At 60.4% G+C, this 20756-nt stretch carries 14 protein-coding genes and 1 tRNA gene; 10 read left to right on the top strand and 5 right to left on the bottom strand.

Annotated elements, in window-relative coordinates:
• Positions 1–64: 64 nt before the first annotated feature.
• The gene (locus FYK55_RS13090) at positions 65–2008 is read right to left on the bottom strand and encodes an aconitate hydratase (protein ID WP_150076867.1); all 1944 of its coding nucleotides are present in this window, start codon (positions 2006–2008) and stop codon (positions 65–67) included.
• Positions 2009–2385: 377 nt separating this feature from the next.
• Positions 2386–2586, bottom strand: coding sequence for a hemin uptake protein HemP (gene hemP / locus FYK55_RS13085; RefSeq protein WP_150076866.1), 201 nt, complete (start codon positions 2584–2586; stop codon positions 2386–2388).
• 403 nt (positions 2587–2989) lie between these two features.
• On the opposite strand from hemP, the gene FYK55_RS13080 reads away from it, so the two are divergent.
• The 10 genes from FYK55_RS13080 (at position 2990) to FYK55_RS13035 (ending at position 16828) form a co-directional block, all read left to right on the top strand.
• Positions 2990–4051 carry a DUF1559 domain-containing protein gene (locus tag FYK55_RS13080; RefSeq protein ID WP_150076865.1) on the top strand — a complete coding sequence of 354 codons (1062 nt, stop codon included), beginning with the start codon at positions 2990–2992 and terminating at the stop codon, positions 4049–4051.
• Between the two features lie 179 nt (positions 4052–4230).
• Positions 4231–5442: a PepSY domain-containing protein gene (locus tag FYK55_RS29485; RefSeq protein ID WP_201743706.1), complete on the top strand. Its 1212-nt coding sequence runs from the start codon at positions 4231–4233 to the stop codon at positions 5440–5442.
• Between the two features lie 460 nt (positions 5443–5902).
• Positions 5903–8122 carry a peroxidase family protein gene (locus FYK55_RS13070; protein ID WP_150076863.1) on the top strand — a complete coding sequence of 740 codons (2220 nt, stop codon included), beginning with the start codon at positions 5903–5905 and terminating at the stop codon, positions 8120–8122.
• 222 nt (positions 8123–8344) lie between these two features.
• Positions 8345–8590, top strand: coding sequence for a hypothetical protein (locus FYK55_RS13065; RefSeq protein ID WP_150076862.1), 246 nt, complete (start codon positions 8345–8347; stop codon positions 8588–8590).
• Positions 8591–8731: 141 nt separating this feature from the next.
• Positions 8732–10198 (top strand): sulfatase family protein, encoded by a 1467-nt coding sequence (locus tag FYK55_RS13060; protein ID WP_235908655.1) that lies wholly within the window; start codon positions 8732–8734, stop codon positions 10196–10198.
• 157 nt (positions 10199–10355) lie between these two features.
• Positions 10356–11690, top strand: coding sequence for an MFS transporter (locus FYK55_RS13055; protein ID WP_150076861.1), 1335 nt, complete (start codon positions 10356–10358; stop codon positions 11688–11690).
• A gap of 137 nt (positions 11691–11827) precedes the next feature.
• A complete protein-coding gene (locus FYK55_RS13050; RefSeq protein WP_150076860.1) occupies positions 11828–13198 on the top strand; it encodes a Gfo/Idh/MocA family protein in 1371 nt (456 codons plus the stop codon).
• A 314-nt stretch (positions 13199–13512) separates the two neighbouring features.
• Positions 13513–13965, top strand: a complete 453-nt coding sequence (locus FYK55_RS13045) for a HugZ family pyridoxamine 5'-phosphate oxidase (RefSeq protein ID WP_150076859.1) — start codon at positions 13513–13515, stop codon at positions 13963–13965.
• 132 nt (positions 13966–14097) lie between these two features.
• The gene (locus FYK55_RS13040; RefSeq protein WP_150076858.1) at positions 14098–15306 is read left to right on the top strand and encodes a sialidase family protein; all 1209 of its coding nucleotides are present in this window, start codon (positions 14098–14100) and stop codon (positions 15304–15306) included.
• Positions 15299–16828: a sulfatase gene (locus FYK55_RS13035; RefSeq protein WP_201743705.1), complete on the top strand. Its 1530-nt coding sequence runs from the start codon at positions 15299–15301 to the stop codon at positions 16826–16828. Before FYK55_RS13040 ends, FYK55_RS13035 begins: the two co-directional genes overlap by 8 nt.
• A gap of 96 nt (positions 16829–16924) precedes the next feature.
• Here FYK55_RS13035 and FYK55_RS13030 read toward each other — a convergent pair.
• The 3 genes from FYK55_RS13030 to uvrB form a co-directional block, all read right to left on the bottom strand.
• Positions 16925–17008: transfer RNA gene (locus FYK55_RS13030), tRNA-Leu, on the bottom strand.
• A 158-nt stretch (positions 17009–17166) separates the two neighbouring features.
• On the bottom strand, positions 17167–18126 hold the full coding sequence (locus tag FYK55_RS13025; protein ID WP_150076856.1) for a hypothetical protein: 960 nt from the start codon (positions 18124–18126) through the stop codon (positions 17167–17169).
• A 261-nt stretch (positions 18127–18387) separates the two neighbouring features.
• A complete protein-coding gene (uvrB, locus tag FYK55_RS13020) occupies positions 18388–20553 on the bottom strand; it encodes an excinuclease ABC subunit UvrB (protein ID WP_150076855.1) in 2166 nt (721 codons plus the stop codon).
• Between the last annotated feature and the right edge of the window lie 203 nt (positions 20554–20756).

Below are 20756 nucleotides of genomic sequence, written 5' to 3'. Positions count from 1 at the left end.
CGCTTCGCTGTTTTTTCGCGGCGAAGGGCGATCACCCGGATGGCATTGCCGCGTGTCATCATGGTCATGACTTTTGCATTCGTTTCCACGCGATCAGTCCTCCGGCGGCCAGCACGTCTTGCTGCCGCGCCGACAGATCGTGCCGCGTGGTGAACTGAGAGGATCGGGTGACATTCTGGACCGTCACTTCGTCGCCGCCACGGATCTGCTCCATCGGGTTCTCAATTCGCAGCTGATCTCCCTGTTGCAACGATTCGACGTCATCGTCATCGATCACTGACAGCGGCAGGACCCCGAAGTTCACCAGGTTCTGCCAGTGGATTCTGGCAAAGCTCTTTGCGATCACCAGTTCCAGTCCCAGGTACCGCGGGGCGATGGCCGCGTGTTCGCGGCTGGAGCCCTGGCCGTAGTTAGCGCCGCCGACGATGGCATGGCCACCTTGATGCTCACCGGCCCGCTTGACGTAGTCCGGGTCAACGTCGACGTAGACGAACTCGCTGATCCGTGGAATGTTGCTGCGGAAGGGCAGCACGCGTGCGCCCGCCGGCAGAATCTCGTCGGTCGAAATGTTGTCGCCGACGGACAACAACACGGGGACCTCGATCACGTCCTTGATCGGATCACTTTCCGGCAGCGAATGGATATTGGGTCCTTTGACCAGGTCGACGCGAAGGGCGTGGGGAGGATCCATCGGAGGGAGAAAGCAATCATCTTGGGTGATTGGTTCCTCGGAATCCTGGATCCGCGGGTATTGCATCTCGCAATCGCGCGGGTCGGTGATCCGTCCGGTCAGTGCCGATGCGGCGGCCGTTTCGGGGCTGACCAGGAACACGCGGTCTTCCCGGGTCCCGCTGCGGCCCGGGAAGTTTCGGGGAACGGTTCTCAGACTGTTTCGTCCGGTCGCCGGTGCTTGTCCCATCCCGATGCAACCGTTGCACCCGGCTTGATGCAGCCGCGCGCCGGCTTGCAGCAAAGCCACCAGATGTCCGTCCTTGGCCAGACGGGTCAGGATTTGACGCGAGGAAGGATTGATGTCCAGCGAGACGCCGTCGGCGACGCGTTTGCCGCGAACCATTTCCGCGACCACGGCAAAGTCGCGAAACCCCGGGTTAGCACTTGAACCGACGTACGCTTGGTAAATCGGTTCGCCGGCGACTTCGCGGACGGTGGTGACGTTGCCCGGGCTGGTCGGTTTGGCGATCATCGGTTCCAGCGTGTCCAGGACGATCGTTTCCACGCGATCGTAGCTCGCGTCGGGCTCAGCCGACATCGGTTGCCAGTCTTCCGGACGCGCCTGGGAATGCAGATAGCGGCGGGTCTGTTCGTCGGATGGAAACACGCTGGCCGTGGCTCCCAGTTCGGCACCCATGTTGGCGATCACGTGCCGATCCATGGCGGACAGATGTTCCAGCCCGCTGCCGGTGTATTCCAACGTGTATCCCACGCCCCCCTTCACGCCGTGCCGTCGCAGCAGCTCCAAGATGATGTCTTTGGCGCTGACCCAGGCGGGAAGATCGCCTTCCAGGCGAATGTTCCAAACCCGGGGCATCTTGACGTAGAAAGGTTCGCCCGCGATGGCCATGGCAACTTCCAGGCCACCGGCGCCGATGGCAAGCATCCCCAGGGCGCCCGCCGCGCACGTGTGGCTGTCGCTTCCCAGCAGCGTGGCGCCGGGTTTGCCAAAACGTTGTTGATGCAACGGGTGGCTGACGCCGTTGCCGGGGCGACTGAACCACAATCCGAATCGTTTCGCGGCGCTCTCCAGGAACAGGTGGTCGTCCGGGTTCTTGTGGTCTTCTTGGAGCAGGTTGTGATCAACGTATTGCACCGAAACTTCCGTGTGTGCCCGCTGCAGATTCAACGCCTCCAACTCCAGCATCACCAGGGTGCCGGTCGCATCTTGGGTCAGCGTCTGGTCGATGCGAAGGGCGATCTCCGACCCCGGCGTCGGGTCGCCGGAAACCAGATGTTGTTTGATCAGTTGCTCGGTCAATGTCAGCGCGGCCATGGCTCATCCCGGTGCGAGAGTGGTTTGCAGTCAGAAGCGATCTTTCAGCACGCGGCTCAACCCGGACGAACCGGAACGTTGCCAGGGCGGACCAGGCATAGACGGCTCCGACGAAGACAGCTGAGAATCAGCCGACGATTGACCGCGCGATCGCGCTTTGCCGGAAGGTGCGTTGCAAATGACATTCCTTGGTCGTGGTGTCCGTCGGCTTGCGGCGTCGGCAGGGGGCTGTCAACGCTTCGCCACGGAAGTCAAGAAAGGTCGAGGATCCGCGACGGGTAGCGTTCACCGTTTCTCACTGAGTCGCGAATTTGCCGCACAGAAAGCGAAGAAGGGTCGCGGCGGGGCACCGTGGGCCGCGATCAGGTGGGCAGCGATCATTTCGTCAGGATCAGTTTGCCTTGACGGGTTTTGCGGAGTCGATACAGCTGGCCGTCGTGCTCGATCCAGATCTCATCACCGCAGGGCGTCAGGTCCTTGAATCGGACAATCTTGCCGGCCAGATGGCGGTCCCAGACCTCGCGTCGGGCGGTAGTTTTTTCCCGCTGGTCGCTCGGATTGTCGCTGGGGAATGCCATAACTCGTTTTCTGCTGGCGGTTTGTGACTTGGACGCGGTTTTCCGCAGCCATTCTTGCGTAAATCCATTGGACTGACAATACTTGTTGCGACTGATTCGCAATATCAGTCATTCGACGACGCAGCAAGCGACGGGTCCCTGCCCTCTAGCCAGCCACGCTCGAACCGATCCCGAAGCCGTATTCGGGACGGATCCCATTTCACACCGTCGCGTGGCGCCCGGTCTCCTTGGTCGATGCTTCCGCTGATCGGTGCCGTTCGGCCTGCCCATGCGTCTCTGTCGACCGACCCCCTCCGGGTACCGGTCGGTCATTGTCGGGAGAGCCCTCGGCGTCGGCATCGGATTGCACCTAGGCGATCGCCAGGCTTTCCGCCGGCGGTTTCCAGCGTGGAGAGGAAATCCCATGTCGCTGAACTCTTTTGTTCCCGCAAACCCTGATCCGCGTCCCGACGGGCGCCGGGCGTTCACCCTGGTCGAATTGCTGGTGGTGATCGCCGTCATCGGCATTCTCGTGGGCCTGTTGTTGCCGGCGGTCCAATCGGCCCGCGGGGCCGCACGCCGCATGAGTTGCAGCAACAACCTGAAGCAGATGTCACTGGCGCTGCACAATTACCACTCGGCGTACAAGCGTTTTCCCGGAATCGGCGACTCGATCAGCAACGGCTGGAGTGTCCAGGCACAATTGCTGCCGTTTGCCGAACAGCGGGGACTTCATGAATTGATCGATTTCGCCGCCGGGCTCGGGCGAGCTTCGTCTGCGGAAGGCTTCCGAACGCCCAATGATCAGGCCGCGGCAACGCGGGTCCCGTTCTTCAATTGTCCCAGCGACGATGTCGAGCCGAAGAAATGGGTGACCTACACCCGCGGCAAAAACTCTTACGACTGGCTTCATGCCGGCATCAATTACGCCGTGAACGTCGGTTCGGGCACCGGGACGTACGTCAACTACGGCGACCGCACTGACGGCCTGTTTTGGCGCGAGTCTCAAACGGCGTTCCGCGACGTCTTGGATGGCACGTCGTCGACGGTCGCGTTCGCGGAGACCTTGATGGGGATCGGTAACGATCAGACCGAAATCCCTTACACGCAAAAAGACAAGTTCATCGCCAACGGTTCCGGGCGATCGGTCGAGGACATGCAGGATTATCGGGACGCGGTCTGGGCGATGGATCCACAGAGTTTTGTCGAATCCCACGATCGATGGAGCGGGACCCGCGGTGCCAACTGGATCTCCGGATTCGGCAGCAGCGGCGGTTCGATCAACGGTTGGTACACCCCCAACCACCCGCTACCGGATTTGAGCATTCGCGCTTATCAGGCGACCGGACCGAGAAGCCATCACACCGGTGGCGCGATGATTTCGCTGGCCGACGGCAGCGTGACTTTCATCACCGACAGCATCGACCTGGACCTGTACCGGTCGCTGTGGACCACGCGGGGCCACGAAGTCGTCGGGGAATTCTGACTCACACCCCCGCCGCGTCCACCGGCGGAATTCATTGGATGCTCGTCCCGGTCGACTTTGGCTGCTCAGTCGCCATCGACCGCACTCGCCATCGACCGGGGCGTGCCGACTCCGCATTTCCAACTTTGCCGACCCCACAACCTTCGCCAGGAACCGGTGGATTCCCACCGGAAGCAAAAATGACCACTGTGCTTGATGTCGCCACCGAACGTGACCCGATGGAACCTTCCCAATCCGATCAGTCCCAATCCGATCAGCCCCAGTCCGGTCAGCCCACGGACTCGGCCACACCGGCTTCCAAACGCAAACCCAAACGGAAGACGCTGGCCGGAAAGATGGGCCGATCGGCATTGATGCTGGTGCGGCGCGTCCACCTCTACTCCGGGATCTTCATGTTCCCGTTCGTGTTGCTGTATGGCTTTACCGGTTGGTTCTTCAATCATCCGCGTTTGTTCACGGGCGATCGAGTTGTTTCGTTTCACGCGGCCGAGTTGGATGACCCCACGCTGTCCCGCTTGCCGTCGCCGCGCCAGGCGGCCGAGGCGGTGGTGGAAGAAATGAATTTTGAATCGCTGATGGCGCAGGGGCCCGTGATTGATCTGAAATCGGATCGGTCGCCGCGCTACACCGGGTTCCTGACGTACACCGTCCGCGCCGATGATGCCTCCCACGAGGTGTCAATCAATCCCATCACCGGCGACGGTGAGGTCCGAACGACCGTGATCGACGCGGAAGAAGCATCGGAACCGGAAAGGAAATCGAATCCGTTGGACGTGGTGAGTCGGATCGATCTGGAATCCAACGCGTTGTTGGACGTCCAGCGTCAGGTCCCCAAGATCTTGGAGCAGTTGGGGCTGTCTTCCGGCGAAGCGGTCTCCGGTCGGCGATCGGCCAATCTGGAGTTTGCCGCCGAGGCCGAAGGGGTGCCCTGTCTCGTCACCTATGATTTAGCCAGCGGTCGAATCGCGTCGGTCCGAGAAGACGAGCGGCCGGAACTGAATGGCAAATCATTTTTGCAACGTCTGCATCTGGCCCGAACGTATTCGCCCGGGTTCGATGTGCGTTGGGTCTGGGCGCTCCTGGTCGATGCGATGTTCGTGTCGATGGTGTTTTGGGGAGTCTCGGGGCTGATGATGTGGTGGCAAGTCAAGCGCACTCGACTGGTCGGTGGCGGCGTGCTGCTGGCCAGCGTGGTGTTCGCCACGTTGATGGCCTTCAACATGCATGACTCGCTGACCGCTTCGTCCGGCGGTCGTGGTGGCCACGGTCACGGCGGCGGTCCGGGAGGTGGACGCGGAGGTCGGGGGTTTGGCGGGCGCGGCAATCACGCCAATGTTGAAGAAACGCCGTCGATTGCACGCCCGAGCGTCGCCAGCAATCGACGCCCATGATTCGTCGCCGGCGTGGACCGGCGCGAGCGACGTGATGCTGAATCCGGAGAGAGAGACGCTCGAGCCAATGTTCACCGAAGTCGGCTGGGAATTGTTTCGCGAACAGGTCGACAGGCGTTTACAATCGGGTCGCCACCACCTGGGCGACGCCTTCGAAACGAGGCGTCGCCAAAGCGTCCATAGCGATCGGCCAAAATAAAAAAAACGGCCGTTGCCCAGTTCGGGAGAACGTCCGTTGGCAAAATCAGGGACGACTTTCGGCGGACGGACGCCCGCACTGCGCGGTCGCGGTCCTCTTCCATCCCCGTAGCGGGGTGACGCTTGATCTGTGATCTTCCGCGAGCAGAATGTCGCTGCAGTTGCGACACGGATGCGCGCCGGCGCCCTTAGGGGAGCAGAGCGAATGGTGATCGGTCGCTTCCCTTTCTGTCTGACTGGCCTCGGTGAACAGGACGCTTCCATGAAGTTCTTCGAATCACATTCTGTCGTTCGAATCGGGTCGGGCAGTGGACGATTGTTCCGGCGATGGCGCGTGTCGGCTTCTAGGCCTTCCGTGACGCGACCACGGGGGCGTCGGCTCCGCGGGGAACGCTTGGAGTCGCGGCAGCTGTTGGCGGCAGACGTCGATGCGCTGCGTCATAATCCCTTCGAATCGGAAGACGTCAATGATGACGGGCACGTTTCCGCGATTGATGCGCTGGCCCTGATCAATGCGATCGATCGCGGTGGCGATGCAAGCATGTTCACGGACGTGAACAACGACGGTCGGCAAACACTTAGCGACATCCTTTGCGTGATCAATCGTTTGGCACGCGACCAAAACCGGGCGGCCGGATTGGCGATGCCCGACGACGGTGCTCAACGACTGCCGAAGATGCCGTCGGAAGTGCGTTCGATCGACGGGACGGGAAACCACTTGGTGCACACGGATTGGGGCAGTGCCGGACAACCGCTGCTGCGCGTTGCACCCAGTGCCTACGGCGATGGTGTGTCCAGCCCTGCCGGTCAGTCCCGACCTGGGCCGAGGGTGATCAGCAACCGGATGTCGGATAGCCAAGGAGTGGAGACGCCCAGTCAGCGGGGATTGTCCGCGATGTTGTATGTGTGGGGGCAATTCATCGACCACGACATCGACTTGACCGAACCGCCGGAGGATGGGGAACCGTTTGACATCAAGGTCCCGGCCGGGGATCCCCATTTTGATCCCGAGGGATTGGGTGACGCAGTGATTCCACTGACCCGGTCCCGATTCGATCCGTCGACCGGAACTTCGCCGAGCAATCCGCGTCAGCAGATCAATCAGATCACCTCTTATCTGGATGCCTCGATGGTTTACGGCAGTGATCTTGAAACTGCCAACCGGTTGCGTTCGTTCGAAGGGGGGCGGTTGAAAGTGCGCGAAGGTGGACTGCTTCCGGTCGACGACGCCGGGATGGTGGTGGCCGGAGACGTCCGCGCTAGCGAGAACGTTTCGTTGACCGCGATCCAGACCCTGTTTGTGCGCGAGCACAATCGTCTGGCCGACCAAATCTCCGGCACGGATGATTCGCTTTCGGACGAGCAGATCTATCAGCGGGCGCGCGCTTTGGTGATCGCGGAGGTGCAGGCGATCACGTACAACGAATTCTTGCCGGCATTGCTGGGTGACGCAGGCTTGAAGCCGTATGTCGGCTACGACCCGAGTGTCGATCCGTCGGTGGCCACGGAGTTTTCGACGGCTGCCTTTCGCTTTGGTCACAGCACGCTCAATGAGCGACTGAAGTTCTTTGACAATGACGGGCGTTCGATGGCGGATGACGTCGAACTGGCGGAGGCATTCTTCCGCCCCTCGATGTTGGATCAGATGGGAATCGATTCGCTGTTGAAGTTCAACGCGTCGACGCGGTCCCAGGAAATTGATTTGAAAGTCGTTGACGGATTGCGCAACTTCCTGTTCGGTCCTCCGGGAGCCGGCGGAATGGACCTGGTCGCGATGAACATTCAACGCGGGCGTGATCACGGTCTGGCCGACTACAACGCGACGCGTCGCGCCTACGGTTTGCCGCAGGTCGACGATTTTGCCCAGATCACTTCGGACTCGGCGACCAGCCAAGCGTTGGAAGAACTCTACGGCACCGTCGACGACATCGATCTGTGGGTCGGATTGCTGGCGGAAGATCACCGCCGCGACGCATCGGTGGGCGAATTGGCCGGGGTGATCATTGCCGATCAGTTCCAACGCCTGCGTGACGGCGATCGAATGTATTACGAAACGATTTTCAAAGGCGCTGACCTGCGGGATTTGCAACGGACCACACTGGCGGACGTCATCGAACGGAACTCAGACGTCGCCGGAATTCAGGACAACGTCTTCTTCATGTTGGTCGAAATTCGAGGGAAAGTCACGCTTGCCCGCGGGGCAGATTCCCAGTCATCCATCTTGACCGATTCGGCGCTCAGTGGAGCGGCGCTTCGCGATGGTCGAGCCGGAGTTCCGGACATGATGGTGGAGTTGCTCGACAACCGCGGCGAACGGGTTGATGCAACCGTCACCGATCATCGCGGTGAGTACCGTTTCTGGTCGATTCCGGAGACGGGGGACTATCAAGTCCGACTGGCCGCAACGGGCGCGACCATCGACATGCTGGTCAGCAGCGGCGACCTGCGATTGAGCAAACTTGATTTTGAGATTCCGAGCTGACAACGACCTCGCTGGCCGGACAGCGCCACTTCGAAGTCGCCACGCTCGCCAGAGCGTGGAAGATGTCGCCCCTGGCACCGTCTGCCGCCCGGGTCGACCCGGTTCGTTAAGCTTTCCGTCAAGGCGGGGTGGGGCGTCCCTAAAGCCCCTGCCATCTGTGCGCCGCGCGCCGTTGCGTTATAGTCGGCATTCGTTTTCGTCTCATACCTTGGAGATTCTGTGATGTCGCGTATTCGTGTTGGCGTCGCCTTGTTGGCTTTGACTTTCTGTTTCACCGGTTGCTCGAAAGAAACGCAGCAGGAAGCGGGCGAGGCGCTGGATCAAACTGGCCAAGCCATTGAGCAGGCGGCCGAAGATGCGGCCAATGTGACCGAGGGTGCCATCGAAGGCGCCAAGGACGCGGCCGAAGAAAACACCGCCGAACCGGAGCCCGTCACCGCCGATCCGGAACCCGTCACCGCCGAGTGACCTTGGTCGTCATCGGCTGTTTCGGCGGACCGTCAGCTGGCGGGCCGATTGAGATCAGGATTCACGCGATCCGGAGATTGTTGATAACAGCAACGATCAAGTCGTTGCTGCCGCCGTGACCGATTCCACCCCTGGTGTGCAATGATGTTTGGTCCCACGGACAAGAGTTCAAAGAAAGCTTCCTGGAACCGGATCGGTCCGCGGCGGATGGCATGCTGCGTCGCATCCTGGTGGATCGCCTGCGTAGCGTTCTCGGTTGCCACGCCTGCCACGGCGCAGCAGCCGCAAAGACCCAATCTGCTGTTGATCCTGGCGGATGATTTGGGATTCGGTGATGTCAGTTACCAGGGGGCTCTGGATATCCGAACGCCGGCCTTGGACCGATTGGCGGCCGAAGGCATCCGCTTTGACAACATGCGGGCCAATTGCACCGTGTGTTCCCCCACCCGCGCGGCGATCTTGACGGGACGCTTTGCCGATCGCGTCGGAGTTCCGGGGGTGATCCGGACGAACCCGGAAAACAGTTGGGGCTTCTTCGATCCGACCGTTCCGACGCTCGCAGCTCGGCTTGGCAAACTGGGGTACCACACCGCAATTGTGGGCAAGTGGCACCTCGGCTTGCAGTCTCCCAATACACCGACCGAACGTGGTTTTGATCACTTTCACGGTTTCTTGGGCGACATGATGGATGACTACTACACGCACCTGCGTGGCGGTCAGAACTTCATGCGGTTGAACGATCGGGTGATCGATCCGGAAGGGCACGCGACCGAACTGTTCACGCAGTGGGCGATCGACTACATCACCCAGCGAAGTGGCCAACCGGAGCGACCTTTCTTTTTGTACTTGCCGTACAACGCGCCGCATTTCCCGATCCAGCCACCGGACGAATGGTTGCAGCGGACGCAGCAGCGGCTGCCCGACTTGGACGAGAAACGAGCGAAGAATGTTGCCCTGGTGGAACACTTGGATCATCACGTCGGCCTGTTGCTCGAAAAGCTAGACGCACTCGGGCTGCGTGACAAAACGGTCGTGGCGTTCACCTCGGACAACGGCGGTTCCCTGCCGCACGCCCAGCGGAATTTGCCGTTCCGTGACGGCAAGCAAAGCCATTATGACGGTGGATTGCGAGTGCCGTTTTTGATTCGACCGACCGACGCATCGCTGGCTGGGACACGAAGCGACTACGCGGGACTGACGTTTGACTTGGCAGCGACGTTCCTGGATCTGGCCGGCGCCCAGGAATTTCCGAATTGGGCCGGAGAGGGCGACGCGCAAATGGATGCGGTCAGTTTGCGACCCATTCTTGAGGGTCGCACGATGGCGCAAGCCGATCGCGAGCTGTATTTCGTCCGGCGTGAAGGCGGCAACCGGTACGTCGGCAAGGCGTACCATGCCCTGGTCAAAGGCAAATGGAAGCTGATGCAGAATGACCCGTTTTCTCCGCTGGAGTTGTACGACCTGGAAGCCGACCCGGAGGAGACGTCGAATGTCGTCGACGATCATCACGGGATTGTCAGACAGCTGAAGGATGCGCTGCGTGGCCACGTGCAAAACGGCGGACGCGTCAAATGGCAGCCGGCCGTTGATGACCGCCACGATCGTTGACCACCCTCCCTTGCCCAAGACGCCACAGATTCTGCCATTCGCCTCGCTCGATGCGAACGTGGCTGCAGCGGACAGTGTCTTCTGACGAGAGTCGGGGGGGCGAGATTCAACAGCAGTTCGTTTTTCTTCGTGAAGGTTTGACGGATACCGATTGGCAATGAATGCTCTGTCGAATCATTTGGCCAGGCGGTTGCCGTTCTTCTACGGCTACTTGATGTTGCCGATCGCGATGTTGATGCAGATCGGTACCAGCCCGGGCCAGACCTTCGCGGTCAGCGCCTTCACTCCCGCACTTTTGGATTCGTTGGGGCTATCGGAAAGCCGGTTGGGGCTGGCGTACATGCTGGGAACCGTCTTGGCGGCGGTGCCGTTGTCGATGGTGGGACCGAGCGCCGATCGATTCGGGCTGCGACGCGTCTCGGTGGTGGTGATTCTGGCCCTGGCCGGGGCGTGCTTATTCACGTCGACGGTGAACGGCTTCTTCGGGTTGTTGGTTGCGTTCTTCCTGCTGCGATTTCTCGGGCAAGGTTCTTTGACGCTCCTGTCGGGCAATACGACGGCCATGTGGTTTCGCAATCGCATCGGCAGGGTTTCTGCGTTGCTCAGCATCGGATCGGCGGTCGCGTTTGCATTTGTTCCGGCTTGGATCGCACAAACCATTGAAGTGATTGGTTGGCGGTCGACCTATCACTTGATCGCGGTGCTGTTGGTCATGTTGTTGTTGCCGCTGGTCTTGCTGCTTTATCGCAACCGGCCGGAGGATGTGGGCCAACACGTCGATGGCCTGGTGCTGGCGGATGAATTGGCTGATCCGGAATCCGATGAATCGACGGAAGCAGACCGCGAAACGCGTCGCACCGCCGGCGGATTATTGGACCCGCGTTCGTTGACCCTGGCTCAGGCGATGCGAACCAAATCCTATTATGTGTTGGCTCTCGCAAATATCCTTTGGGCAATGGCCGGCACCGGGGTTCTGTTTTACCTGTTCACTTTGTGCGGTGATCGTGGTTTGCCGGAGGACACCGCAAGCTGGTTGTTCAAGATCCTTGGCTTCACGATGTTGGCGATGCAGTTGAGCGGTGGCGTGCTGGCTGACTTTCTTCCGTTGAACCGACTGCTGGGGTTGGGAACGTCGCTGGTCGCGGCAGCACTGATCTGGTTGTACCTGGATCGTTCGGTGACCGGGGCGCAAGCCTTCGCCGCGCTGTTCGGGGGCGGTCAAGGGATGTTGATCTCGGTCAGCGCGGTGGCCTGGTTGAAGTTCTACGGGCGTGACTTTCTGGGCAGCATCCGCGGGGCGGTGTGGTGTGGAACGGTCGCCGGAAGCGGCTGTGGGCCATTGATCATGGGTGCGATCAAGGATCGCACAGGAGACTACGAGCTCGCGATCCTGGTGTTTGCCGCGGCGATCCTTCCGCTGTCGATTGCGACCTGGTTCATTCGTCCGCCGCTTCGGGGCGACGAAGCGGGGGCGGTGCCGCGGGCGTCCTGAGCAGCGTCCTCAAGTGGTGTTTCTGCGCGAGGGATTCCAGCGAGCTTTCCGCGCGGCGTACCGGCGCTGTGGTTTCAGCTATACTTCCTCCTCTTCTATCTGCCTGTCTCCCTCCCAATAGTGAAAGGATCTGCAAGATGTCGTCCCGCCGTCAATTCTTGAAAGCCACTGCCGCGGGGACCGCCTTGGGTGCGTCCGTTGCCGCCAATCCGTTCGCCCAGTCTGCCTTGGGGCAAGGACAATCGCAAAAGCTCCGTCTGGCATCGATCGGTGTCGGTGGATCACGTGGACGCTACAACCGCGGCGGTCAAATCGCTCGCGAGGCATCCAAGTTCGCAAACATGGTTGCCGTCTGTGACGTCGACGACTTGCACACCGAAGAATTCAATCAGTCGTTTGGCGGAAAATTGAATACGTATCGCGACTATCGCGAGATGTTGGACCAGGAGAAACCGGACGTGGTGACGATTGGGACGCCCGACCATTGGCACGTCCCGATCGCGATCGCTGCCCTTCGTAGCGGCGCCGACGTTTATTGCGAGAAGCCACTGACCCTGACCATCGACGAAGGGAAGCAGATTCGATCGGTCGTCGAGGAAACCGGGAGAGTGTTCCAAGTCGGGACGCAGCAGCGGAGCAGCAAGAACCATTTTTTGAGCGCCATCGCCATCGTGCAGTCCGGCCGATTGGGCGACAACGTCAACGCCTATGTCGCGATCGGCGGCGCCCCGGCCGGCGGACCGTTTGAATCTCATGCCGCCCCGGAAGGTCTGGATTGGGACATGTGGGTCGGTCCGGCACCCCAAGCGGATTACTGCGAAGAACGCCGTCGAATGTTCCGCTGGTATTTTGAGTATTCCGGCGGAAAGATGACCGACTGGGGGGCCCACCACATCGACATCGCTCAGTGGGCGCTGGCCCCCGGCGAAGATGGACCTCGCAAAATCAAGGGCTCGGGCAAGTTTCCTGAGACCGTTCCCAGCGACCTGGATTGGGTCGGATTTCTCAACGGAGAGGTTTCACTGCCCAACGGTTACAACACCGCAACCGAATTCAGCATTGATCTCAAGTACGGCAACGGCAGCCTGATCAGCGTCAACAATCACTACAAACGCGATGGTGACAATGTCGATTTCGGAAACGGGATCTTGTTCGAAGGCGACAAGGGACGGATCTTCGTCAATCGCGGGAAGCTGGAAGGCCGTCCGGTCGATGAACTGACCGACGCTGACCGCAAAGAGTTGGATGGCATCATCAAGGAGCTGTGCAACGGCAAATCCCCCGGCAACCACATGGGGAACTTCTTTGAGTGCATCGAAGATGGCGGCAAGCCGATTTCCGACGTCTGGTCCCATCATCGGACCATGACATCCTGTCACTTGTGCAACATTGCGCTGATGACCGGCCGCGAGTTGACTTGGGATCCGAAGCAGGAATCATTCGTCAATGACGAGGAAGCGAACCGGTTCCTGAGCCGCAAGTCCCGCGAGTTGGCCAGTGTCGGCTAGCAGCGAGTGGGTTTTCGAGTGTCGCCTTCCACTCCGTGAAAGTTGCATTCATTCCTGCGGCTTTCGCAGCTGTCACACGGTAGCTGCCGTCGCCAGACGGCAGGGCACCACGCCGTGCTGGCAGGCATGCCTGTCTTGGCACGGAGGCCGGACAATGGCAAGCAACTTCATCAGTGGATCGGTGCTACCCGGTCCGCAGCTAGAAGATTGCGAGTCAACGACACTGCGGCGTTCCGAACTTCAACATTTGGTTTGTTCTTGGCATCGATCCGGTTGATGCCAATTCTTCCCCGCGTCAAGAGGGTCTGAGCTCCATGTCCGGAATCAAATTGGCTCGGGATTTGATTCGCCTCACACCGGCGGCCAGCCTGGGCACGTTGGATCCTGAAGGTGGGCCTTTCGTCACCCTGGTGAACGTTGCCGCGGAAAGCCCAGTGGCGATCACGGTCTTGCTCAGCCGGCTTGCCCGACACACGCGAAATCTGGATCAAAATGGGGCCTGTTCGCTGTTGCTCGTCTCTCCGGCGGAGGACGGTGAGGATCCACTGACCCTGCCCAGAATCACTCTGAGGGCCAACGCGGAACGGGTGGATCGAGCCGTCGATGCGACGCTGCGGGAACTCTTTCTGCAACGTCATCCTTCCGCCGCCATGTACGCCGACTTCGGCGATTTTGGATTCTTCCGTCTGTCCGTGGGCGAAGCGCATTTGGTGGCAGGGTTCGGTCAGATCGAAACCTTCACCGCTGCCGAATTGCAGGCAGATTGAACGCTCCGCTCGCGCAAGGAAACGCGGGCCGCGTTATCGATTGCCAATCCATTCGATCGGGGAATCATCATCACTCGCGGATTACCCCCAGGATCACCGGATCCACCTTTCATCCCTCCAATCATTGAATCCATGCGATTTTCTTTTTTGTATCCGTTGCTGGTTTCATCGTTGTTCGGCATTGTCGGCGCCTCGTGCGGCTTGGCATCGGCCGATGAGCACACCGCGACGACCGTGTTTCAACGTGATAGCGAAGGCTACAAGGTGTTTCGGATTCCCGCGATCGTCCAAGCCGCTAACGGAGACCTGCTGGCGTTTTGCGAAGCACGCCAGGGAGGGGACGCCAGCGAAATCGATTTGGTCTTGCGACGTTCCAGCGACGGCGGGAAAAGTTGGCAACCGCTGCAAGTCGTCCAGGAGAGCGAAGATTTCCGAGCCTTCTTTGCCGATGCCGTGCCTTCGATCACGATCGGCAATCCCGCGCCGGTGGTGGATCGGATAGATCCGGAGCATCGCGGTCGGATCTGGCTTCCGTTCACGTTGGAAAACGATCGCGTTTTTGTGACCCACAGTGACGATCACGGTGAATCCTGGTCCCGCCCGCGCGAGATCACTGCGGAAGTCAAACCTGAGGCGTGGGGTTGGTACGCAACCGGTCCGGTGCATTCGATCCAAATCCAAAACGGGCCGTTCCGTGGGCGTCTGGTGGTGCCTGCGGACCATCGTGTCGGCCCAGACGGCGCCGACGACGGTCTCAATGGCGTCCAAGTCATTTACAGCGACGATCACGGTCAGACCTGGCAACTTGGAGCCGTCGACGATTCGTACGAAGATGAACTGAATGCCAACGAGACGACCGTGGTCGAATTGGAGGACGGTCGGCTGTACTTCAGCACCCGCGATCAACACGGCAAGGCGGCCGGAACGCGGGGCAAAGCCTTCAGTGAAGACGGCGGTCAGACCTTCGTCCCCGCCAAAGAATCGGGATACAAGTGGTTTGTCCCCGAGTCAGACGTCCTGGATCCGCCGGTGGTTCAGTGTGCATTGCTGCGGGTCAATGCCAAGTCGCAGGGAGACCCGCGAAACTTGATCCTGTTCTCCGGACCCGATGACAACGGCCCCAGTGGAAAAGGCCGCAGCGACCTGCGATTACGTTACTCCACCGACGAGGGGAATACCTGGCAAGATGGTCCTTTGATTCACACGGGGCCGGCAGCCTACAGTGACATGGTCAAACTTTCCGATGGCGAGGTGGGCGTTCTGTTTGAAGCCGGATCCGTTGGGAAAAGTTCCTACGATCGCATCGACTTCGTGCGTTGTGTGTTGGATACCCTTGAGTGATTCCATGGTCTTTCGATTCGCCCGTTGTGTGGTAGCACTCTGGCCGTTGTTGATCGCGGTGTCCCATTCAGCCGTCATTGCCGACGAGGCGTCGAAACCCAACGTGGTGTTCCTTGCCGTCGACGACCTGAAAGATTGGGTGGGGTGTTTGCGCGGGTACGACGGCGTGGTGCACACGCCAAACATTGATCGTCTTGCTGCGCAAGGCATGTTGTTCACGAACGCCCATTGCGCGTCACCCAAATGCGCGCCGTCCCGCGCGGCGGTCATGACCGGACTGCGACCGTCGACGACCGGGCTTTATGACAACGGGCACTGGTGGAAACCCAACCTTCCCGAGGTGGTCACGATCCCGATGCACTTTCGCGCTTCGGGATACAAAGTCGTTGGAGCGGGGAAAGTCTTTCACCACACGGCGGGCAACAATCCGCCGAATCAGTGGGACGATTACTTCAAACTGACGTTTCGCAATGATCCGTGGTTTCGCGGGAGCCGCGTCAACTACCCCTGGTCGGAAAGTGGTCCGCCTCCGCCGGGGTTTCCGTTTAGCGGCGTGCCAGGTCTGGGGCATGAGAACGATTGGGGCGCGTTGCCGATCCCCGAATCACAATACGATGACACACTCACCGCCGACTACGCGGTCGACTTTTTGCGAGGGTCGCACGATCGCCCCTACTTCTTGGCATGCGGATTCTTCCGGCCTCATCTTCCCTGGTACGTCCCGCAACGTTTTTTTGACCGCTATCCAACCGAGGACATTCGGCTGCCGCAAACGCAGGCCGAAGATTTGAGGGACGTTCCCGCCGAGGGACAAAAGCTGGCCTCCGCACGACGGAGCGATCTGAAGGCGATTGTGGATGCAGATCAATGGAAGCAAGCTGTCCGCGCGTATCTGGCAAGCATCACCTTCGCCGACTGGCAAGTCGGACGCGTTCTGGACGCTCTGGAAGACCGCCAGGACGCGGACCGCACCATCGTTGTGCTGTGGTCCGATCATGGTTGGCACTTGGGGGAGAAACAGCACTGGCACAAGAGCACGCTGTGGGAGGAGGCGACACGGGTGCCGTTGGTGATCGACGTCCCCGATTCGCCGGCCGGCCGGTGTGAGACTCCCGTCGGTCTGGTGGATTTGTTTCCCACGTTGATTCAGCTATGCAATCTGCCACAGCTTTCCGGCCACGACGGTGTTTCGCTGCAGCCGTTGTTGCAGGATCCGATGTCATCCTGGGATCGGCCAGCGGTGATCGAATACCATCGGGGAAACGCGGCGGTGCGATCCGGGCGGTTCCGCTACATCCGTTACCACGACGGAGGCGAAGAGCTGTATGACCATCGATCGGATCCGCAGGAATGGACCAACCTGGCCGATTCCGAACGACACGCCGATGTGATCCGCCAGCTTTCCAAGTGGTTGCCGAAACGCTGGGCGGAGTCAGCGCCGACCAAGAATGCTTTTGAATTCGACCCCCAGCGATACAGCTGGAGAAACAAGTCCACGGGCAGGGTCACGTCGGGCGATTGAACGAATTCGTTGTGTTCCGTCGATCGATTCCTTTCGTGCTGGCGGCGCGACACAAAAAAAGGGTTTCCGGTGAATCACCGAAAACCCTGTGTTGAGTGCGGATGAGAGGATTTGAACCTCCACCCTCTTGCGAGGACTAGAACCTGAATCTAGCGCGTCTGCCAGTTCCGCCACATCCGCGAGTGGTCATGGTTCCGAGAGCGATTTCACCGAGTGAATGTTCACTTTCGAAGGGGCGGTAGATTATCCGTTGATGTCCGATGCTGCAAGGTGCCCTCAGCGTCTGAAATCGGATTTGATGGGCCGGCACGCCGTCCGCAGCCGCTGCCCTCTCGGGCTTAGAACGAAAAGTATCGCAGCCAGTTTCGGACGCATTGGCCGGGCACGTAGGCGACCGGCTGTCCCCACAGTCCCTGGCCGATCTGCAACGGATAGTTCTCCTGGCCAAACTTGAGCAACGATGGCGCCGGGGCGGCCGAAGGCGGGGCCGCAGGTACCTGCGTGACCGCGGGGCCGTAGATCGTCCCTGGCGGCGGAGGCATCGCGGCCGGGGCGGCGATTTCCGGCGGAAGGGCCGGGCCGGATACCGTGGTGGAAACCGGGGTGACATACGTCGTCGGGGCAATGCATCCGCATGCCGATCCGAATGCGCTGGCCGCCATGTACGGACTGGGCCCGGTGATCAAATGGCAATTGTTTGGTGTCGCGAATCCGCCATCGCCTAATTGTGGTTGGGACATCGGCGTCAAATCGCTGCTCGGCGGGTAGACCGGGGACCCAGTGGCGTTCGGCGGAATGGACCCGGTGCCGGTGGATGAACCGGGTGGCGGAAGCGCGCGTGGGGAACTGGTGGCAGCGTTCGGGGGCAATGCTGGGGGAGCCGAATTTGGATACGGTGGCGTGTCCGGCAGTTGCGTTCCGGGCGGCATTGTCGCTCCGCCCGGCGGGGCTTGTCCGCCCATGCTCCCCGAGCCGGTGATCGGATCGGCCGCTGCTCCGGGAGGCATGGTGAATTCGGATTGCATCCACACGGTTTGTCGCACCGGGTTGGTGTCGGATCGAACCGGCTGGCCTTGCTGCCGAAACGCCGTTTCGACTCGTCCGGTGGTGACGCCGGATGTCTCGATCGCCGCGGTCGGCCGGACGCTGCCACCCCGATACGTGTCGACAGCGCTGGGCGCGCCCAACGGACGCATCCGAGTCATCGGGGTGTCGGACTGAGCGGCCGCGTCCGTCTGCCATCCGCCGTCGAAAAAGACCGACACGGCAAGGCAGGAGACAAGCAAAGACGTACGCATTCGCATCATAAAACCGACGGCAATGAATCCAGAGACTTTCCGCTACCTAGGCTAGGTAGCCTTTCCCGGGAACTGGTTGCAAGGTCGATGCCGTTTCCCGGCGGGTGACCGTGAAACAGGCCGTCGCGAACGCCGGGACCGGTGCCGGCGGCGTCCAATCGGTGTGAAACACGATGACGAGACCGCGGTAGGGCACCGGAGTTTTTTTCAATCGTCGGTAAATCCTACACGGGGCGCAAGCGGTCACCTGCACCCCGGCGATCATCCCCGTTTGGGACGGGGAATCTTTCCCCGACCGGAGGAGCCCCGTGTGCCCTTGCGACGTCGACGCTGTCCGCGCGGTCCAGGGCCGGTCGACGCGGCAGATTCTTCCTCGATCTCCGCCAACGGTTTACCGATGTTGTCTTTCAACTGCAGCACTCGATCTCGCAGCTGCGCGGCACGTTCGAATTCCAAGTTTTCGGCCGCGGCGAGCATTTCTTGCTCGAGGGCTTCAACAAACTCGATGGTGATAAACGTCGTTTCGGAAGTTTCTTGGGCTTCCCGGTTGGTCTTTCGCCGTTTCGCCGCTTCCGATTCGATCCCGGCGCGGATGGTTTTGCGCACCGTTGCCGGGGTGATGCCGTGCGCGGCGTTGTATTCCTTCTGCAGGGCACGCCGCCGCTCGGTTTCATCGATGGCCAACCGCATCGAATCGGTCACCTGATCGGCATACAGGATTACCTTGCTGTTGGCATTTCGTGCGGCGCGTCCGATGGTTTGGATCAGGCTGGTTTCGCTCCGCAAAAAGCCTTCTTTGTCGGCATCCAGGATGGCGACCAGCGAGACCTCCGGCAAATCCAGTCCTTCCCGCAACAGGTTCACTCCGACCAGGCAGTCGAAATGTCCGGATCGCAATTCCTGCAGCAGGTCGACGCGTTCAAACGCATTCAATTCGCTGTGTAACCAGCGGCAGCGGATGTTTTGCTCCTGCAGGAAGGACGACAGGTCTTCGGCCAGTCGTTTGGTCAGCGCGGTGACCAGCACCCGTTCGTCACGCTCGGCGCGCATCCGAATCTCGCCGACCAAATGGTTGACCTGCCCGCGGGCGGAGACGACTTCGATTTCGGGATCCAACAAACCGGTGGGGCGAATGATTTGCTCGATGACCTCGCCGCCCGTTCGTTCCAATTCGTAGTCGCTGGGCGTGGCGCTGACAAAGCAGATTTGGCCGGTTCGCTGTTCCCACTCCTCGAACTTCAGGGGGCGATTGTCCAAGGCGCTGGGAAGACGAAATCCGTGGTCAACCAAAGTCATTTTGCGGCTACGGTCGCCAGCGTACATCGCCCGGACTTGCGGGACGGTGACGTGCGATTCATCGACGAAGGTGATGAAGTCATCCGGAAAGAACTCGTACAGCGTGTCGGGGGTGGCACCCGGTTCTTTTCCCGACAACGGCCGGGAGTAATTCTCGATTCCGGGGCAATGACCGACCTCGGCCAGCATCTCCAAATCGAACCGTGTGCGGGCCGAAAGCCGTTGGGCCTCCAGCAGTTTTCCCTGACTCTGAAACTGCTCCAACTGCATTTTCAGTTCTTCGCGAATCACGTGAATCGCGCGTTTGATCCGGTTTTCCGGCATCACGAAGTGTTTGGCCGGGTAGATAAAGACTTGGTCCAGAGTTTGAACGGTTTCGCCGGACACCGGTTTGATGATCGAAATCCGCTCGATCTCGTCTCCCCACATCTCGATCCGATACGCAAACTCTTCGTAGCTGGGCCACAATTCGATGCTGTCGCCGCGAACGCGAAACTTTCCCCGCTCGAACGCCATGTCGTTGCGTTCGTACAGCACGTCCACTAGCTTGAGCAGCAGGTGGTCGCGGCGGACGACTTCGCCGCGGCGCAGTCCGACGACCAGTTGTTTGTAGTCCTCGGGAGATCCAAGACCGTAGATGCTGCTGACCGAGGCGACGATGACGACGTCCCGTCGGCTGACCAGCGAACTGGTGGTGGCCAGCCGCAGCCGATCGATTTCCTCATTGATCGACGCATCCTTTTCGATATAGACGTCGCGCTGGGGGATGTAGGCCTCGGGTTGATAGTAGTCGTAATAGCTGACGAAGTAGTGGACCGCGTTTTCGGGAAAGAATTCTTTGAACTCGCTGTAAAGCTGCGCGGCCAACGTCTTGTTATGACTGAGCACCAGGGCCGGCCGACCCACTTCCGCAATGACGTTCGCCATCGTGTAGGTCTTTCCCGTTCCGGTGGCCCCCAGCAAGACCTGGGCGGGGGCACCCGAGCGAAATCCCTTGATCAGTTTTTCGATCGCCTGCGGCTGGTCGCCGGCGGGCGGAAAGGGCTGATTGAGGTGAAAGTCTGCCGGCGGGTGCTTCGTCGCGCTCGTCTTTGGGGCGGAATGCCGGGAATCATCTTGCGGGGCAATCATCAACGGCGGCTCTGCGGGTGCCAGGGGAAAGAAACGTCCCGAATGAGAGTATCGCCCAACGGACAGGGCGTCCCAAGGGGGTTCGCCGTGCACGTGAAGGGATTCACGACCATCGGCGCATCCGGCATGACCGGTACGGGGAGCATCGGGATTCGGTTTGGCCGCCCGGCTGACCAGATTGGCTCCAATCGATTCGTCCCGTC

Source organism: Roseiconus nitratireducens (genome assembly GCF_008629675.1).
Taxonomy (GTDB): domain Bacteria; phylum Planctomycetota; class Planctomycetia; order Pirellulales; family Pirellulaceae; genus Stieleria; species Stieleria nitratireducens.
The sequence above is the reverse complement of the archived record's forward strand: the minus strand, read 5'-3'. Positions and strand labels throughout refer to the sequence as shown.

What these genes read in the sequence shown, in the direction of transcription:
- FYK55_RS13060 (WP_235908655.1), top strand. Translation starts at nt 8,732, where the DNA reads ATGATGTTTGGTCCCACGGACAAGAGTTCAAAGAAAGCTTCCTGGAAC.
- FYK55_RS29485 (WP_201743706.1), top strand. Translation starts at nt 4,231, where the DNA reads ATGACCACTGTGCTTGATGTCGCCACCGAACGTGACCCGATGGAACCT.
- FYK55_RS13070 (WP_150076863.1), top strand. Translation starts at nt 5,903, where the DNA reads ATGAAGTTCTTCGAATCACATTCTGTCGTTCGAATCGGGTCGGGCAGT.
- FYK55_RS13045 (WP_150076859.1), top strand. Translation starts at nt 13,513, where the DNA reads ATGTCCGGAATCAAATTGGCTCGGGATTTGATTCGCCTCACACCGGCG.
- FYK55_RS13055 (WP_150076861.1), top strand. Translation starts at nt 10,356, where the DNA reads ATGAATGCTCTGTCGAATCATTTGGCCAGGCGGTTGCCGTTCTTCTAC.
- FYK55_RS13090 (WP_150076867.1), bottom strand. Translation starts at nt 2,008, where the DNA reads ATGGCCGCGCTGACATTGACCGAGCAACTGATCAAACAACATCTGGTT.
- FYK55_RS13065 (WP_150076862.1), top strand. Translation starts at nt 8,345, where the DNA reads ATGTCGCGTATTCGTGTTGGCGTCGCCTTGTTGGCTTTGACTTTCTGT.
- hemP (WP_150076866.1), bottom strand. Translation starts at nt 2,586, where the DNA reads ATGGCATTCCCCAGCGACAATCCGAGCGACCAGCGGGAAAAAACTACC.
- FYK55_RS13080 (WP_150076865.1), top strand. Translation starts at nt 2,990, where the DNA reads ATGTCGCTGAACTCTTTTGTTCCCGCAAACCCTGATCCGCGTCCCGAC.
- FYK55_RS13025 (WP_150076856.1), bottom strand. Translation starts at nt 18,126, where the DNA reads ATGCGTACGTCTTTGCTTGTCTCCTGCCTTGCCGTGTCGGTCTTTTTC.
- FYK55_RS13050 (WP_150076860.1), top strand. Translation starts at nt 11,828, where the DNA reads ATGTCGTCCCGCCGTCAATTCTTGAAAGCCACTGCCGCGGGGACCGCC.
- uvrB (WP_150076855.1), bottom strand. Translation starts at nt 20,553, where the DNA reads ATGATTGCCCCGCAAGATGATTCCCGGCATTCCGCCCCAAAGACGAGC.
- FYK55_RS13040 (WP_150076858.1), top strand. Translation starts at nt 14,098, where the DNA reads ATGCGATTTTCTTTTTTGTATCCGTTGCTGGTTTCATCGTTGTTCGGC.